The sequence below is a fragment of the Microcoleus sp. B4-C1 genome, from assembly GCF_036705285.1.
Lineage (GTDB): Bacteria > Cyanobacteriota > Cyanobacteriia > Cyanobacteriales > Microcoleaceae > Microcoleus.
In genome coordinates, this window is sequence record NZ_JAUBUC010000011.1 from 68,592 (window position 1) to 84,228 (window position 15,637).

The window sequence follows — 15,637 nt, forward strand, 5'->3', positions numbered from 1 at the left end:
AAAAAACATAATTAGTTTAAGGAAGGAAATACTGTGCAACTAAAAACTAAAGTGACAATCAGGCGTGCAACTGGTGGATTTGCTCTGATTGACAGCTTGATCCGCCACGGTGTCAAGCATATTTTTGGTTATCCCGGCGGCGCAATTCTGCCGCTTTACGACGAACTCTACCGCGCTGAAGAAACTGGCGCTATCAAACATATTCTGGTGCGCCACGAACAAGGCGCTGCTCACGCGGCTGACGGATACGCCCGCGCTACGGGCAAAGTTGGGGTTTGTTTTGCTACTTCGGGCCCGGGCGCAACTAATTTAGTGACGGGGATTGCGACGGCCCACATGGATTCGATCCCCATGGTAATTATTACTGGTCAGGTGCCCCGTGCGGCGATCGGCACTGATGCGTTTCAGGAAACAGATATTTACGGGATTACCCTGCCAATTGTCAAGCATTCCTATGTAGTACGCGACCCGAGAGATATGGCGCGAATTGTGGCAGAAGCTTTCCACATCGCCAGTACAGGGCGGCCGGGGCCAGTCTTGGTTGATGTGCCCAAGGATGTGGGCTTAGAAGAATTTGACTATCTGCCCGTGGAACCCGGCTCGGTGAGAATTCCTGGCTACCGGCCCACGGTGAAGGGAAATCCTCGGCAAATTAATCAAGCAATCTATTTGCTGCAGGAAGCAAAGCGTCCTTTGCTTTATGTGGGCGGCGGGGCGATCGCAGCGGGGGCCCACGAGGAAATTAAGGAACTGGCCGAACTTTTCCAATTGCCGGTGACGACAACGCTGATGGGCAAAGGTGCCTTTGACGAACACCATCCTTTGTCGGTGAAAATGCTGGGGATGCACGGCACTGCTTACGCTAATTTTGCCGTTACCGAGTGCGATTTGCTGATTGCTGTAGGGGCTCGGTTTGACGATCGGGTGACGGGAAAACTAGACGAGTTTGCAGCGCGCGCGAAGGTGATTCACATCGATATCGACCCGGCGGAAGTAGGCAAAAATCGCGGCCCTGACGTGCCGATTGTCGGAGATGTCCGCCAAGTTTTGCTCGATTTGCTGCGTCGCTGTCGGGAAACTGGAGTTTCGGGGAAAACCGGACAGACTGGGGAATGGCTGCACAGGATCGATCAGTGGAAACAGGACTATCCGTTAGTGGTGCCTCATTACCCAGACATTTTGTCTCCGCAAGAGGTGATTTCGGAGTTGGCTACTCAAGCGCCGGATGCTTACTACACAACAGATGTCGGTCAACATCAAATGTGGTCGGCTCAATTCTTGAACAACGGGCCGCGTCGCTGGATTTCGAGCGCTGGTTTGGGCACGATGGGTTTCGGGGTGCCGGCGGCGATGGGCGCGAAAATGGCGCTACCCAATGAGCAAGTGATTTGTATTGCTGGCGATGCTAGCGTGCAAATGAATATTCAAGAATTGGGAACATTAGCACAATACGGCATTAATGTCAAGATTGTGATTGTAAATAACGGCTGGCAAGGCATGGTGCGGCAGTGGCAGCAGGCGTTCTATGGGGAGCGTTATTCGTCGTCGAATATGACTGTGGGGATGCCGGATTTTGTGATGCTGGCTGAAGCTTATGGCGTGAAGGGGATGCTGGTTTCGCAGCCGGAGGAACTCAAAGATGCGATCGGTCAAATGCTCGCTCACGAGGGCCCGGTGCTGATGAACGTCAAGGTGACGAGGGACGAAAACTGCTATCCGATGGTAGTTCCAGGTAAGAGCAACGCTCAAATGGTTGGTTTGCCCGAACGTAGCAAGTTGCAATCTGCGGAGTTGGTTTATTGTCCGAGTTGCGGCGCGAAGAATGTTTCGAGCAATAAGTTTTGTCCTGAGTGCGGGACAAAAGTTTAACGAGTTTTGAGTGGGGACTTAGGCAGTGCCTATTAGTCTCAACTTAAGGTCAAACGTAGTCATAGACTGCTGTTTATCATCGAGGCCAGATCCCCCCTAGCCCCCCTTAAGAAGGGGGGGACAAGAGTCCGATCAAAGTCAACCCCTACTCCCCTTTTTAAGGGGGATTTAGGGGGATCTGGCCTCGGATAAAAGCGAGAGATACAAAGGTTTCAGACTTAAGTTGACACGATGAAAGGCAATGCGATGTCCTTACCCGGCTCTGCTGTTTCACGTTTAATACCATATCCGCTGGCATCGCATCGAGAGCTTTAATCTCTAATCTCTAAGCATATTTTATGAGCCAGTGTCTCAACCCTGATTGCCTATTCCAAAATCCGTCTGGCTATACAAAATTCTGTCAAAAATGTGGGAATAAACTGCTATTGGGCGATCGCTACGGAGCCAAAAAAATTATTGGACAAGGGGGATTTGGGCGCACTTTTCTAGCTATTGACGAGTATAAACCATCAAAACCTCCCTGCGTTATTAAACAATTTTACCCCCAACTTCAAGGCACTTCTAGTATCCAGAAAGCTGCTGAGTTATTTGAGCTTGAAGCAGTACGCCTAGAACAGTTGGGTAAACATTCTCAAATTCCCGACTTATTAGCATATTTTAGTCAAGATGGACGGCAGTATTTAGTCCAAGAATTCATCGACGGTGAAAATTTAGCCCAAACACTAGAATCTAAGGGATATTTTAGCGAAACCCAGATTCGCGACTTGCTTAATAATTTATTGCCAGTATTCGAGTTCATTCACTCCCGCCAAGTCATTCACCGGGATATCAAGCCAGACAATATTATTCTTAGGCAAGATGGGCAACTGGTTTTAGTTGACTTTGGAGCCGCGAAATATGCGACACAAACGGCTCTAGCGGTAACGGGAACGAGGATCGGGACGGCTGGATATACGGCACCAGAACAAGCCAACGGTAAACCGATTCATGCTAGTGATATTTATAGTCTGGGTGTCACTTGTCTGTGTCTGTTAACTGAGGTTGAGCCGATTGATTTATTCGATGATAGCGAGTTTGAGTGGGTGTGGCGAGAACACTTAAAAACATCTGTCAGTTCGGAACTGGGTCAGATTTTAGATAAAATGATACAACCTGCTATTAAAAAACGTTATCAATCTGCTACTGAAGTTTTGCAGGATATTGGTACTCGATCGCCTCAATTATCAGCTCAAACACCTCCACCGCCACCAGACTCGCTTAAATCAGCGCAGGGTGTTGACTATACTCGTCTGCGGGATTTATTGGCGGCGGGGAAATGGAAAGAGGCGGATCAGGAAACAATAAAGGTAATGCTGAAAGCTGCTAGACGGGAGAAGGAAGGTTGGTTAAGTAACAACGACATTGAGAAGTTTCCTTGCGATGATTTACGCACGATTGACCAGTTGTGGGTAAAATATAGTCAGGGTCGCTTTGGCTTTAGCGTCCAGAAAGAAATTTGGCTGTCAGTTGGTGGGAAAGTGGATTGGGAGACTGAAAAGAAACTAGGCGATCGCGTAGGTTGGCGAAACAGCCGAAAAAGTTGGTTGAACTACGATGACCTAACCTTTAATTTGCAAGCACCATCAGGCCACCTCCCGTGGGTTCGTTGTTGCGTGCGGGTTGAGTTTGGTTTTGTGAGTTGGTGGGGTTGGTGGGGTTTGGTTTTTTTCTCTCGCATCGAGAACTGTAAGCTGTAATCTCTAACGATTTCAGCCCCTTGTCAAGTCTTTTTTCTCGAACCTTTTTTTACGAAGTTATCGGCTTTTTGTCATTTCAATACCTGCTACTTACGTAAATAATAAATGCCAACAAAAGTCAGGGATATCATTAAACAACTAGAGGCAGACGGTTGGTATCTCGCTAGAACACGAGGGAGTCACCGCCAGTACAAACATCCTACCAAATCCGGTTTAGTTACAGTTCCCGGTAAACTCTCTGAGGATTTGGCTCCGGGTACATTCAATAATATTCTCAAACAAGCTCTCTTGAGAGAAGTCAAAGAGCAACAAGAACCTAACGAAGTCGAAACAAATCATCAAGATGAGGATCTCAACTAATGCGTTATGCGATTGTCATTGAAAAAACACCGAATAACTATTCAGCTTACGCACCCGATTTACCCGGATGTGCAGCCACAGGCGCAACCCTTGCAGAAGTACAGCAGCAAATTAAAGAAGCGATAGAATTTCACTTAGAAGGATTGCGAGAAGAAGGTTTACCGATTCCCGAACCAACTACGCTTTGTGAATATGTCGAAGCACGATAATCTCAGAAACCCGGTTTCTTTCTATATTTCTCGTCACTCAACGCAAAACTCGTAGAAACCGGGTTTCTAGCCCCCATGCTTAAGCCATGAACTTACGCACTAATGCCAAAGAAACCGGGTTTTTTACCTAATCTGTGGGATCTGTGGGTGACAACGAAAGATTTTCGTAAAAAAACCCGGTTTCTGAGATATAGGAAAATTCGCGGGAGTAACACATGAATCTTTATTTGGGAATAGATTTCGGCACCACGGGCGCGCGATCGACTGTCATCGACTCCCAGGGTACAATCCATTGCGAGACAGAATATACTTTTGCCAACAACGGGCAACAACAGCCTGAATTGCCCTCGGTGTGGGAAAATGCACTGTGGGCTGTAATTGAGCAAATTCCCCCAACAATCCGCAATCAGGTAAGGGCGATCGCCCTTGACGGCACATCCTCCACTGTCATGCTGTGCAATACCGACGGTATACCAGTATGCGAGCCGATTTTATACAATGATGCGCGCGGTGCAGCAGTGACAGAAAGGCTGCGGGCGATCGCCCCTGCCAACCACACAGTATTGAGCGCTACATCCAGTCTGGCAAAACTCCTGTGGTGGCAGGAGGGCGGGCACGGGGGCACCGCCCCTACCGTTTTCCTGCATCAAGCTGACTGGCTGGCATTTCTGCTGCACGGAAAATTAGGAATTAGCGACTATCACAATGCTTTAAAACTCGGTTTTGATGTTGATACTTTGTGCTATCCGAATTGGCTGACACAGGGAATTGCGGGCGCTGGAACTCCTGAATTGCCGCTAGTTGTCGCACCGGGCACGCCTGTGGGGGAAGTGAGATCTCAAGTGGGCGATCGCTTCGGATTTCCCCGCGATTGTATGATTTGTGCTGGTACAACCGATAGCATTGCCGCATTTTTAGCAAGCGGTGTTAATTTACCAGGGGAAGCAGTAACTTCTCTCGGTTCTACACTAGCAGTCAAACTGTTAAGTCATACCCGCGTAGACGATTCTAGATACGGGATTTACAGTCATCGTTTCCCCCCCTTTTGTAGGGGCGGTGCCCCCGTGCCCGCCCTGGCAGGCGATTTGTGGTTAGTTGGAGGTGCTTCTAATACTGGAGGTGCAGTGCTGCGACACTTTTTTACTGATGCTGAGTTGGATAATTATAGCACACAAATTGCTCCAGAACAAGAGAGTTTGCTGGATTATTACCCATTGTTGAAAAAGGGCGATCGCTTTCCGATTAATGACCCAAATTTGCCGCCCCGACTCGAACCGCGTCCCACTGATTCAGTGGAATTTCTGCACGGTTTGCTAGAAAGCATAGCGCGGATTGAAGCGCGGGGATATCAATTATTGCAAGAATTGGGTGCAACTCCTTTAACAAAGGTTTATACTGCTGGCGGCGGGGCAAAAAATGCGGTTTGGAGTGCGATTAGAAAGCGTTATTTAAAAGTGCCTGTAGTAACGCCAATTCATACTGCGGCTGCTTATGGAAGTGCATTATTGGCGAAGCAGGGAACGCAAATTTAAAGGTGGTAAATTTGGACTGATATCGCTATCGATTAAAACTAAAATGAGAGGAAGCAAACATTCTGATATATTGTTTTAAGTTGTTATTCCTAAAAATTAAGGACAATGGCAAAGCTACCTGATGACATCCTGAACACAATTTTCACATTGCAGCGGCGGCTAGTGGAAATCCTCAACGAAACAACCGCCACAGAATATATATTCATGCAGCAGTTTGGCGAGACAGAAGCGACACTCCCCGAACTAGAATCCCTGGATAATATTAAGGAAAGGTTGAGAACCTCTTACAATCGTTTGTACAGGCTTTTGCAGCAGGTGGCAGAATCTCAACCCGCTGCGACTGCGGATACGTTAAACTTTCTGTATGGAACGATAGAAGACGGAGAGGCAATTGTCGATGCCTCAGCAGCAAGCATTCAAGAAATCAAAATGGATTGGAACTTACGATGAATCAACAACCTAGAATCCCCGACGCTGAAACCAGAAAGCGACACGTTGAAAAGATGCGTGAAGTCTGCCGACAGTTGGACGCTTTCAATTTGAAGTTAGATGAAGCGATTGCCATATTTGAAGCTGACAACCGTCGCCAACGTCGAGAACGTTTGGCGGGTAAATACAGGCGTGTGGAATCTCAGGTAGCCGAATAAGATATGAGATGTGGCATCATTGTTAATAAGTCTTTTATGAACAGGCAAGATGCCTGTTCCACAAAGAGTGAATTTTCTTGTGGAACAGGCATCTTGCGATGTTGCATTATTGTTAATAAGTCTTTTATGAACAGGCAAGATGCCTGTTCCACAAAAAGTGAATTTTCTTGTGGAACAGGCATCTTGCCTGTTCTTGAAAATGGTGCAAGATGTGAGATAAGATCGATCGAGGGGCGATTCTCTGCGGGAGAGTCTTGAATCATTTCTTTTGTGTCCCCTGAAGTTCGGACGCAAGGTTGTGTAGTAACCGTTTTAACCGCCGACTCCTATCGGGAGTTTTCAACACTTCTTTATTAAACTCGCTGCAACTTAGCTGTTCTCGGATCGATGATTTTTCGGCCCAAACCCGAAAACTTAATTGCCAGATTAGTTTTATCGCCTTCTCCCAAAACGTGGGTAATTTCTCCAACTCCAAAAGCATGATGAAAAACCCGATCGCCCGTTTTCCACTCTGCCGATTGAGAATTCCCAGAATTAGCTGCTGAATTATTAGTTTTTCCCTTGGAAACAGCCGTTTTAGCTGTCTTAGTTTTCTTCGCACTTCCAGCCAGCAAATGTGTCGGCAATTCCCCTAAGAATAGCGAAGGGGTGCAGTGTTCCCGGTAGCCTCCCCAGAGGCGGCGTTCGCGAGTGTGGGTGAGAAATAGCAATTCCTGGGCGCGAGTGATGCCCACGTAGCACAAACGGCGTTCTTCTTCGATCGCTTTCGGGTCGTCCAAACTGCGAAAATTAGGAAATAAACCTTGTTCCATTCCGACTAAAAATACTACGGGAAATTCTAACCCTTTTGCGGAGTGCAGCGTCATTAGCGATACGCGGGAATCTTCTTCCTGCAAGTCATCTAAATCGGATGCTAAAGATGCTTTTGCTAAAAATGATGTCAGCGTTGGTTCTTCGTTTTGTTCTTCAAATTGCAGGACAGCATTGTACAATTCTCTGACGTTTTCTATCCGATTTTCGGCTTCCTCGGTTCCTTGATTTTTCAAATCGTCAATGTAGCCTGAATCTTCGATAATTCCTTGGACAATTTGCGAAGCCGGCAGGGTTTCAACTTGCGATTGCCAACGACCAATCATTGCCGCAAACTTAATAATAGCTTTTGCCGATCGCCCTGCGAGAGTATTGACAGAAGATTCATCGCTGAGGATTTCCCACAACGGAATGCCCAATTGAGTTGCAGCGTCTTCGACTTTGGAAAATGTGGTATCCCCAATGCCGCGGCGGGGAGTATTGATGATGCGTTTGAGGCTGACGCTATCGTCGGGATTGGCAAGCGTCCGCAGGTATGCTAGGATATCTTTGATTTCTTTGCGATCGTAAAACTTGAGGCCACCGACAATATTGTAGGCAATGTCTAAACGCATTAACGCTTCTTCAAAGGAGCGAGATTGAGCGTTTGTGCGGTAGAGAATCGCAAAGTTACTGCCGTTTTCGTATTCAGAGTTTTGGCGCTTCAAGGAATGAATTTGACCTGCTACAAATTCCGCTTCATCTAATTCGTTGTCGGCGCGCCAGACAACAATCGGAGCTCCCGGTTCGCGAGTCGGGCGCAGAATTTTCTCGATCCGTTCGGTATTGTGTTCGATCAAGTGGTTCGCCACTTGCAGGATGTTTTCGCGCGATCGATAATTTTCCTCTAATTTTACCATTGTCCGAGTTTTTTCGTCGGACAAACCATCTCCGAAATCCTCTTGAAATTCCAGCAAGATGGTATAATCTGCCATCCGAAAGCTGTAAATTGATTGATCGACATCGCCCACGACAAAAATCGAGCGGTTTTGCCATTTCTCGAAGCTTTTCGGGTCGGCGTTATTTGTCACTAACATCCGAATCAAATCGTATTGAGTGCGGTTGGTATCTTGGTATTCATCAACTAAAATATGGCAAAACTTTTTATGCCAGTAACTTAATACTTGCTCATTTTGGCTCAAAAGTTTAACGGGAACAAGGATTAAATCGTCAAAATCTAGGGCATTGTTGGCGGCTAAAGCGTCTTGGTAGCGACTGTAAACATCCGCAATCACACGACCTCGATAATCCGGTTCTGCTGCTTGGTATTCTTGAGGCGAAAAACCTTTATTTTTAGCGTTGCTGATGATATAGCGGACTTTTCGCGGGTCAAATTTCTTGTCGTCGAGGTTCAGGATTTTGGTGACGATTTGTTTGACGAGACTTTGAGCATCTGACTCGTCAAAAATCGAAAAGTTTTTTTTCCACTGGCGACCTTTTTCGTCTTGGTATTTTTCAATATCGTAGCGGAGAATGCGGCCGCACAAAGAGTGAAAAGTTCCCATCCAAATGTGTTTGGTAATTCTTTGGTAAATTTGCGATCGCAATTTGGTTTGTACATCCGGGGCTAAGTCTACCAAAGGTTTGCCATATTCCGCTTCAGCTTGCTGAGTTGCCAGCAATTTCTCAATTCTTTCTTTCATCTCCCTGGCGGCTTTATTTGTAAATGTCACCGCCAGAATATTTTCAGGATCAACTCGATGGGTGCGAACTAAGTTAGCAACTCGGTAAGTTAGAGCTCTGGTTTTGCCGGAACCAGCGCCCGCTACTACTAACAGCGGCCCGTTATAATGGGCAACTGCTTGGCGCTGAGATGGGTTGAGGTGGCTGAGGAAATCAGTGGTTTGAGTCATAGCTAGAAAGTTAGTTTAATTTTTTAAGGGGTAAATAATACTTGGTATGCGATACCGCGAGTTTTTTTAACGTAAGGTGCGCCTAGCGCACCCTATATTATAACTAGATAGGTGATTTTTTAAACTTTAAATATTTTTTGACCATGCGAGTTGTTTAAGGTAAGGTTCTCGGCGCGCACGCTACACGATAACTAGATAGGTGATTTTTTTAAAGTTTAAATATGTGTTTAAGCCACATTGCCGTTAATATTCCCAAGCCAATCCAAATGGCAAAAATCACAACAGCGGCAGCCCGATTTATCGGTTTTCCTCGCTCTATTTCTGCGGCTGCTTTTTCCCGACACTCGGCTAAAACCTGTGGCGGAATCATCTTCAGTACCAGCCAAATTCCCAAGGGTACAATTATCAAATCGTCCAAGGAGCCAAGAACTGGTATGAAGTCAGGAATTAAGTCGATCGGGCTAAAAGCATAGGCAACCGTAAGCCCTGCTAAAGTTCTGGCGTACCAAGGTACTCTCTGGTTTGTACTGGCTAAATAAACAGCGTAAGTCTCTTTTTTTAGTCGGCGGGCAAGTTGTTTTAAGGATTGCATCTTTTAACAATTTTATCATTTTTAAATTTTATTGAAAATGAAATAGTAGTTGCGTCGGAGTGTCATAAAATGGGTGGGTTTCTATATTTATCGTTGCCAAACCTCTTATTTTACCCAGAACACCAATTTTTTAGTGGAGCGTCCTGCGGACATCATAATAACTCATAATTTCTTCAGAAGTACGGACTATTTTTTTAGTTGCTAAAAATGTAACCACCCGGATATTTAGCACTTTCAGTGGGAAGGTAAAGTATAGCATCTGTTGTATGTGAGGAGAATCAAGTTTATGAATTCAAATTTGCAACGTCGCGATCGCATTAATTTCCGTAGTCTGGTAACAGCGTTATGTTTAACCTTAACTCTCGTTAGTTTTGTGAGATTAGATCCGGCGGTGGCCCAAGAACAGCGGATCAGAACGTTGACTGTTACTGGGCGGGGTGTGGAAGCGATTCCTACCACCCAAACGCAAGTGCGGCTGGGGGTTGAGGTGCAGGGGAAAACGGCGGCCGAGGTGCAGCAGGAAGCGGCGAGACGATCGTCCGCTGTGGTAGAGTTGCTGCGATCGCGCCAAGTCGAAAAACTCGAAACTGCCGGCATCACCCTCAATCCCATTTATAACTTCGACAACAACCAACAACGCTTGACGGGCTATACGGCGACGAATACCGTCAGTTTTCGGATTAATACTGCATCTGCAGGCACTTTGCTCGACGATGCGGTGAATGCCGGAGCCACACGCATCGACGGTGTGAGTTTTGCCGCCGCCGAAAGTGCGATCGAATCTGCTCGAAAACAAGCACTCAAAAAAGCCACTCAAGATGCTCAAGCCCAAGCGGATGCTGTCTTGAGCGCCCTCAACCTGAAGCGGGGAGAGATTCTGGGCATTCAAGTCAACGGTGCGATCGCGCCGCCTCCTATGTACCGGCAATTGGCTGGTGCTCGCATGGCTGCTGCTGACGCTACAACGCCTGTGGTGGGGGGGGAACAGCAGGTAGAAGCTTCTGTGACTTTGCAATTTGGATATTAATAATATAGTTAGGGGTTGAACTGGCCACATCAGCTTGACCCTAACTATTTCTCGATTTATCAAGCAGCTTTTTCTACAAAAAACTTTAGCCGTTTTAACCACTTCTGCCAGTAGTCTAGAAACGAAATCTCTCCTTGTTCAGGGGGAGAGTTCCTCAATAAATAGACTCTCTGTTAAACCGTAGGCGATCGCATTTCTCATACACAGAAAAGAGTGGACTCTTTTCTCAGATCCACTCTCTGTTAAACTCTCTTAGCCCTAGCTTTAACAAGCTAGAGTTAAGTCCTTACTTTACCTAGTCCTTAATGATTCTCTTGTCATGAATGACCACTTTGTCCTTGAGTTCAGGATTGCCGGAGATGTGAATATCGCTATCCTTATTTCCCTCTGCGTCGGATTCGGCTAGATATTGGGCAGATGACTTAAAATCGTGCGCTGCACGTTTAGCAGATTCGGCTGCATTTTGGGCCGATGATTTTAAATCATGCGCTGCACCTTGAGGAGATGGGGTTGCATTTGGGGCAGAGGACCTAAAATCAGGCACTGGAGGTTTAGCAGATTCGGCTGCATTTTGGGCAGATGATTTAAAATCATGCCCTGCACCTTGATGAGATGGAGTTGCATTTTGGGCAGATGACTTAACATCCTGCTTAACATCCTGCGCTGCACCTTTAGCAGATTCGGCTGCATTTTGGGCAGATGACTTAACATCCTGCGCTGCACCTTTAGCGGATTCAGCGGCGCTTTGAGCAGATGATTTCATTGATTCGGCTGCACTCTTACCAGATGACTTAAGCGATTCGGCTGCGCTTTTTATAGATGGCTCAACTGCTTTCGCTGTATCTTTTACACTCGATCTCAGATCCTTAGTTGCCCCCTCAATTTCCTGAGCTACAGCTTTGGCAGAAGGCTTAATTTCATCAGCCGTACTCTTAATAGAGTCCGCTGCACTTTGTACAGAAGGCTTGACACCTTCGACTGTCTGCTTGACTGACTCTTTTACTTCTCTAATGGTAGGTTTGACTTCCTCGGATGCACTCTTGACTGCATCTACTACAGAAGGCTTGGCTTCCTTAACTGTCTCATTGACAGATTCGGCTATACCTTTAATCGAAGGCTTGGTTTCCTCAACAGTCTGCTTGACTGCTTCTGCTGTAGCTGTGATAGATGGTTTAACTTCCTCAGCAGTTTCCTTTACTACCGTCCCTAGGTCTTCTACAGTGTGTGTAATACCGTCTGCTACAGCGTGTGCTGCATCCCCTAAATTATCTACAGCACGGTTAACAGTATCAGCAGTACCTTTACCAATCATCGCGCCAGCAACTGAGCCTGCTACAGCACCAACAATGCCTCCAGAGCGAGCACCGAGTATTCCACCGACTGCTGCTCCAGCTATCCTAGCACCAATGCCTGAGCCTGATGATTGATCTTCCTTTGATTCTGCATTTTCGTTAGTCTGAGCCTGAAGCTGCGCGTTTTCGCTATTGTCAACATTCTTTTCCTGGAAGTCAGGATTGGCTTCAGGTTGGTTAAAAGGCTGCTTATTATCAGTCATAGATATCCTTGGGTATTACTGTTACATTTACTAGGCTAACTATATACTTCTCAGAAAATCTACTGCCTAAGAACTAGATTTGGACTGTTACTTAAGAAGTAGATTCTCAAAAATACTTACCGCTACCGCGCTAGGGACTCGCTGTTCATTCGACCTTGAAGAAGCTGGAGGCGCGCGATCGCACATCGGGAACAGTCTTAGCTTAGCAATCTTAAAATAACTGCTTTATCCCGACTTGTTAACCGATTAAAATTAATAAACATTCTAAACTAATGTGAATTTCCACTTTATAATTTAACGCTTAAAAGCGATATTGTATAGAGTTGTAAAACCTAATAAACTATTAAATTATTGAATTAAGTAATTTGTTTTGTGGACGTTGCTGATTTACGCTAGGAAAGGTTAAATATGCAAGTCAGAGAAACCAGTATCCACAAAGATTCGGGATTTTCAACTGATTTTTTTCATGCCCTGATTAAGCAAGGCCAGATTTTGGAGTGATCTAACTCACGAGGAGAGCTCTTTGAACAGCAACTTGCCCGCTTTAGCCACCAGAGGCGATCGCACTTACGTGTAATTGGGCTAAGCTCGATCGCCCCCAACAAACTCAGCACAATCCAATTACTACCGGATCAGCGCTCAAAGTACCCGATATCGACTACAGTAAACACAAAATATTATTGGCGGTGATTTGAGTGATTGAGACTTTAGCAACAGGAATCGCAGCAGCCGGTTCGCTGCTAGCATTGGGCGGATTGGGCCTAGAGTTGAACTATCGCCGGACTGGAAGTGCAAATAAATTAGAACTAACAGCCGGAGAATGGCACTTAGCCATCTCGGAACCCAACCGCTATCTTTTAGTCGGGGAAATGGAGTTCCGCAACCTGACACAGCGGTTTGAGATTATGTTGCCGGAAGTGCGGGCACAAGTGAAACTGCTGTCAGACGGAAGTTTGGATGGCGTTACCTCCGAGACAAAGGTGATTCCTTGCCACAAAGACGCAGCAGCCAGAGCAGACGATTACTGGTTCGGCTATATTGTTAAAGCCCAAAAAAACACGAAAATTAAAGTTTCTGTAGACATTCAAGGGCAAGATTTAACCAAATTGCAGTCGGCTTGGGTGCAAGTACATTTCGTCACCTACGGCCCGGGCGGCCGCATCCCCAAAGTCCGTAACGTAGTAGTTCCCCTGCAATTTCCCAACTCGGAGACAGTACCTAATGCCCGAAATGTCGGAGTTGCCGAAGTTTTGCCGATTCGCACCCACATCCTGACGGAATTGGACAATCCCGTCGAAATTGTCAAGCGGTACGTGCTGCCGCGCGCCCAGAAAGGCGATATTGTCGCCCTCGCAGAGACTCCCTTGGCTTTGATGCAGGGACGCTATCGCCATCCCAGCGAAGTCAAACCAGGATGGGCGGCAAAGCGAGTGTGCTTGTTTTTCTTGCCGATGTCGAGTTTGGCCACGGCTTGCGGGATGCAGACGTTGGTTGATGTAGTCGGCCCTTGGCGCGTAGTCGCAGCATTTGCGATCGGCGCTGTGGCTAAAATATTCGGTAAACCGGGAGTCTTTTACCAACTTGCAGGGGAACAAGCCAGACTGATTGACGACGTTACCGGGACTTTGCCTCCCTTCGACCAATTTATTGTCCTAGGCCCGGACAATCCCCAGCAAGTTGTAGAAGAAATTCAACGAGAAACCGGACTTGCGGCGGCGATCGTAGACGCTAATGACTTGAAAGCAGTTAAGATATTAGCAGCGACCTCCGATTTATCGGTAACATTCTTAGAGCAAGCCTTGCGAAGCAACCCCGCCGGGAATGCTGATGAGCGAACACCGGTCGTTGTAATTCGACCTCTGCCACAAAAATCTTGAGTTGAAAACAGAAAATTAAAAATTCAAAAAGATGATTTGCAATTTTTAATTTTCGATCGCGCAAGAAAGGGAGAAGAATAAAAAGTTATAAGTTTTGAACTCAAAATTTACCCATTCAGAACTCAAAACTTCTCTAACTCTTCCCCTTTCTGAATTTTTATTTTTAAATTTCCATTATCCACTTTTATGCTATGACTTCATTTCCCTCCCAAAACCAAAACCAGGTTGTGATTCGCCCGTTTCAGTATCGCGACATCGAGGTGATGGAACAACTGTGCGCGGAAACAGCCGAAGAGCCAGAAAACAGCAAGGGCGGAAGCTGCGACGTGGTACTAGGTAGAAAGTTGCAGCAGATTCGCCGCTGGTACGGACTACTAAAGATTGTTAGCTTGTTTCCCAACCCCTGTCAGTCCCTGTTCCGGGCCCACGTTGCCGAAGAAGAGGGGAAAGTTAAGGGCATAATTCAGATTTCTCCTTTCAACCGCACCCGCAGCACTTGGCGGATCGATCGCATAGGAGTAGACCCGGAAGCCCGCAGCAAAGGAATTGGTTCCATGCTGCTGCGGTACTGCTTTGAGGCAGTCTGGGAGGCGCGGACATGGCTGTTGGAAGTGAATGTCGGCGACAAAACTTCCTTGGCTTTGTATCGGCAAAACGGGTTTCAGCCTTTGGCCCAGATGACATACTGGACGATCGCCCCAGAACGCCTGCAAGAAATGGCTTCCTCGACGCCAGATTTGCCCAACCTGCTGCCGGTGAGCAACGCAGACGCTCAGTTGCTATACCAACTGGATACCGCGTCTATGCCGCCACTGGTGCGCCAAGTATTCGATCGCCACATTCAAGATTTCAAAACCAGTTTTTTCGGCGCTTTAGTCGAAGGTGTCAGACAGTGGCTGGCCAAAACAGAGGTAGTCAGCGGTTACGTGTTTGAACCGCAGCGCAAAGCCGCGATCGGCTATTTTCAGGTGCAGCTATCCCGCAATGGGCACCAACCGCACGTCGCCCAGTTGACTGTACACCCGGCCTACACTTGGCTTTACCCGGAACTGCTGTCCCAGATGGCGCGCCTTGTTCAAGATTTCCCGATTCAAAGCCTGCAACTGGCTTCCGCTGACTATCAGCCGGAACGGGAAGCTTATTTAGAGCAATTTGGAGCAGTGCGCTTGGAACACAGTTTGCTGATGTCTCGATCGGTGTGGCACAAATTGCGCGAGTCCAAGTTGGTCTCTCTCGAAGGACTCCAGCTATCAGAAATGCTGCAAAGCTTCCAGCCAACTCGCAAACCCGTACCGGGCCGGATGTCCTGGCTCGGCCCGATGGCTGGGGAAGCCACAGCAGGGCCCGCATCCTCCGAGATAAAACCCCTGTTGGCTGACTCAGGAAACAGCCAAACGAATCAAGTTAACCCCTTGAACTTCCAGAATTCCGAATCATCGGCAACAGATAGCAGCAGCATTTTGCCTCTAAAATTGCCCGAATTGCCTCTAGACGAAGGCTCCCAAGAGAAAAGTTAATACTTAATAGTTAA

The 15,637-nt window shown here is 47.0% G+C and carries 14 protein-coding genes; 10 read left to right on the plus strand and 4 right to left on the minus strand.

Annotation, left to right across the window (positions count from 1 at the left end; translation table 11 throughout):
* Nucleotides 1-33 precede the first annotated feature (33 nt).
* The 7 genes from ilvB to QUB26_RS06735 all read left to right on the plus strand — a co-directional run bounded on the left by ilvB (nt 34) and on the right by QUB26_RS06735 (nt 6,353).
* Nucleotides 34-1,869, plus strand: coding sequence for a biosynthetic-type acetolactate synthase large subunit (gene ilvB, locus QUB26_RS06705; RefSeq protein ID WP_333238385.1), 1,836 nt, complete (start codon nt 34-36; stop codon nt 1,867-1,869).
* Between the two features lie 338 nt (nt 1,870-2,207).
* Nucleotides 2,208-3,605: a serine/threonine-protein kinase gene (locus QUB26_RS06710; protein ID WP_333238388.1), complete on the plus strand. Its 1,398-nt coding sequence runs from the start codon at nt 2,208-2,210 to the stop codon at nt 3,603-3,605.
* A 105-nt stretch (nt 3,606-3,710) separates the two neighbouring features.
* Nucleotides 3,711-3,965, plus strand: coding sequence for a type II toxin-antitoxin system HicA family toxin (locus tag QUB26_RS06715; RefSeq protein WP_333238390.1), 255 nt, complete (start codon nt 3,711-3,713; stop codon nt 3,963-3,965).
* The gene (locus QUB26_RS06720; RefSeq protein ID WP_333238392.1) at nt 3,965-4,174 is read left to right on the plus strand and encodes a type II toxin-antitoxin system HicB family antitoxin; all 210 of its coding nucleotides are present in this window, start codon (nt 3,965-3,967) and stop codon (nt 4,172-4,174) included. Before QUB26_RS06715 ends, QUB26_RS06720 begins: the two co-directional genes overlap by 1 nt.
* 215 nt (nt 4,175-4,389) lie before the next feature.
* Nucleotides 4,390-5,706 carry an FGGY-family carbohydrate kinase gene (locus tag QUB26_RS06725; protein ID WP_333238394.1) on the plus strand — a complete coding sequence of 439 codons (1,317 nt, stop codon included), beginning with the start codon at nt 4,390-4,392 and terminating at the stop codon, nt 5,704-5,706.
* Nucleotides 5,707-5,811: 105 nt separating this feature from the next.
* Nucleotides 5,812-6,156 carry a hypothetical protein gene (locus tag QUB26_RS06730; RefSeq protein ID WP_106146328.1) on the plus strand — a complete coding sequence of 115 codons (345 nt, stop codon included), beginning with the start codon at nt 5,812-5,814 and terminating at the stop codon, nt 6,154-6,156.
* A complete protein-coding gene (locus QUB26_RS06735; protein WP_333238396.1) occupies nt 6,153-6,353 on the plus strand; it encodes a hypothetical protein in 201 nt (66 codons plus the stop codon). Before QUB26_RS06730 ends, QUB26_RS06735 begins: the two co-directional genes overlap by 4 nt.
* Here the strand turns inward: QUB26_RS06735 and QUB26_RS06740 are convergent.
* The 3 genes from QUB26_RS06740 to QUB26_RS06750 form a co-directional block, all read right to left on the minus strand.
* The gene (locus QUB26_RS06740; RefSeq protein ID WP_333291209.1) at nt 6,338-6,535 is read right to left on the minus strand and encodes a hypothetical protein; all 198 of its coding nucleotides are present in this window, start codon (nt 6,533-6,535) and stop codon (nt 6,338-6,340) included. The two genes, QUB26_RS06735 and QUB26_RS06740, sit on opposite strands and share 16 nt — an antisense overlap.
* 171 nt (nt 6,536-6,706) lie before the next feature.
* Nucleotides 6,707-9,055: a DNA helicase PcrA gene (pcrA, locus tag QUB26_RS06745; RefSeq protein WP_333317219.1), complete on the minus strand. Its 2,349-nt coding sequence runs from the start codon at nt 9,053-9,055 to the stop codon at nt 6,707-6,709.
* Between the two features lie 208 nt (nt 9,056-9,263).
* Nucleotides 9,264-9,647, minus strand: a complete 384-nt coding sequence (locus tag QUB26_RS06750) for a YkvA family protein (RefSeq protein WP_333317221.1) — start codon at nt 9,645-9,647, stop codon at nt 9,264-9,266.
* Nucleotides 9,648-9,933: 286 nt separating this feature from the next.
* Here QUB26_RS06750 and QUB26_RS06755 point away from each other — a divergent pair, with 286 nt between their 5' ends.
* Nucleotides 9,934-10,674 carry an SIMPL domain-containing protein gene (locus tag QUB26_RS06755; protein WP_333238402.1) on the plus strand — a complete coding sequence of 247 codons (741 nt, stop codon included), beginning with the start codon at nt 9,934-9,936 and terminating at the stop codon, nt 10,672-10,674.
* A gap of 295 nt (nt 10,675-10,969) precedes the next feature.
* Here QUB26_RS06755 and QUB26_RS06760 read toward each other — a convergent pair whose 3' ends face one another.
* Complete coding sequence (locus tag QUB26_RS06760) at nt 10,970-12,229, minus strand: hypothetical protein (RefSeq protein ID WP_333238404.1); 1,260 nt, start codon at nt 12,227-12,229, stop codon at nt 10,970-10,972.
* Nucleotides 12,230-12,924: 695 nt separating this feature from the next.
* Between QUB26_RS06760 and QUB26_RS06765 the strand changes: the two genes are divergently transcribed.
* Both QUB26_RS06765 and QUB26_RS06770 read left to right on the plus strand, forming a co-directional pair.
* The gene (locus QUB26_RS06765) at nt 12,925-14,106 is read left to right on the plus strand and encodes a F420-0:Gamma-glutamyl ligase (protein ID WP_333238406.1); all 1,182 of its coding nucleotides are present in this window, start codon (nt 12,925-12,927) and stop codon (nt 14,104-14,106) included.
* A gap of 191 nt (nt 14,107-14,297) precedes the next feature.
* On the plus strand, nt 14,298-15,623 hold the full coding sequence (locus QUB26_RS06770; RefSeq protein WP_333317223.1) for a GNAT family N-acetyltransferase: 1,326 nt from the start codon (nt 14,298-14,300) through the stop codon (nt 15,621-15,623).
* Nucleotides 15,624-15,637 lie beyond the last annotated feature (14 nt).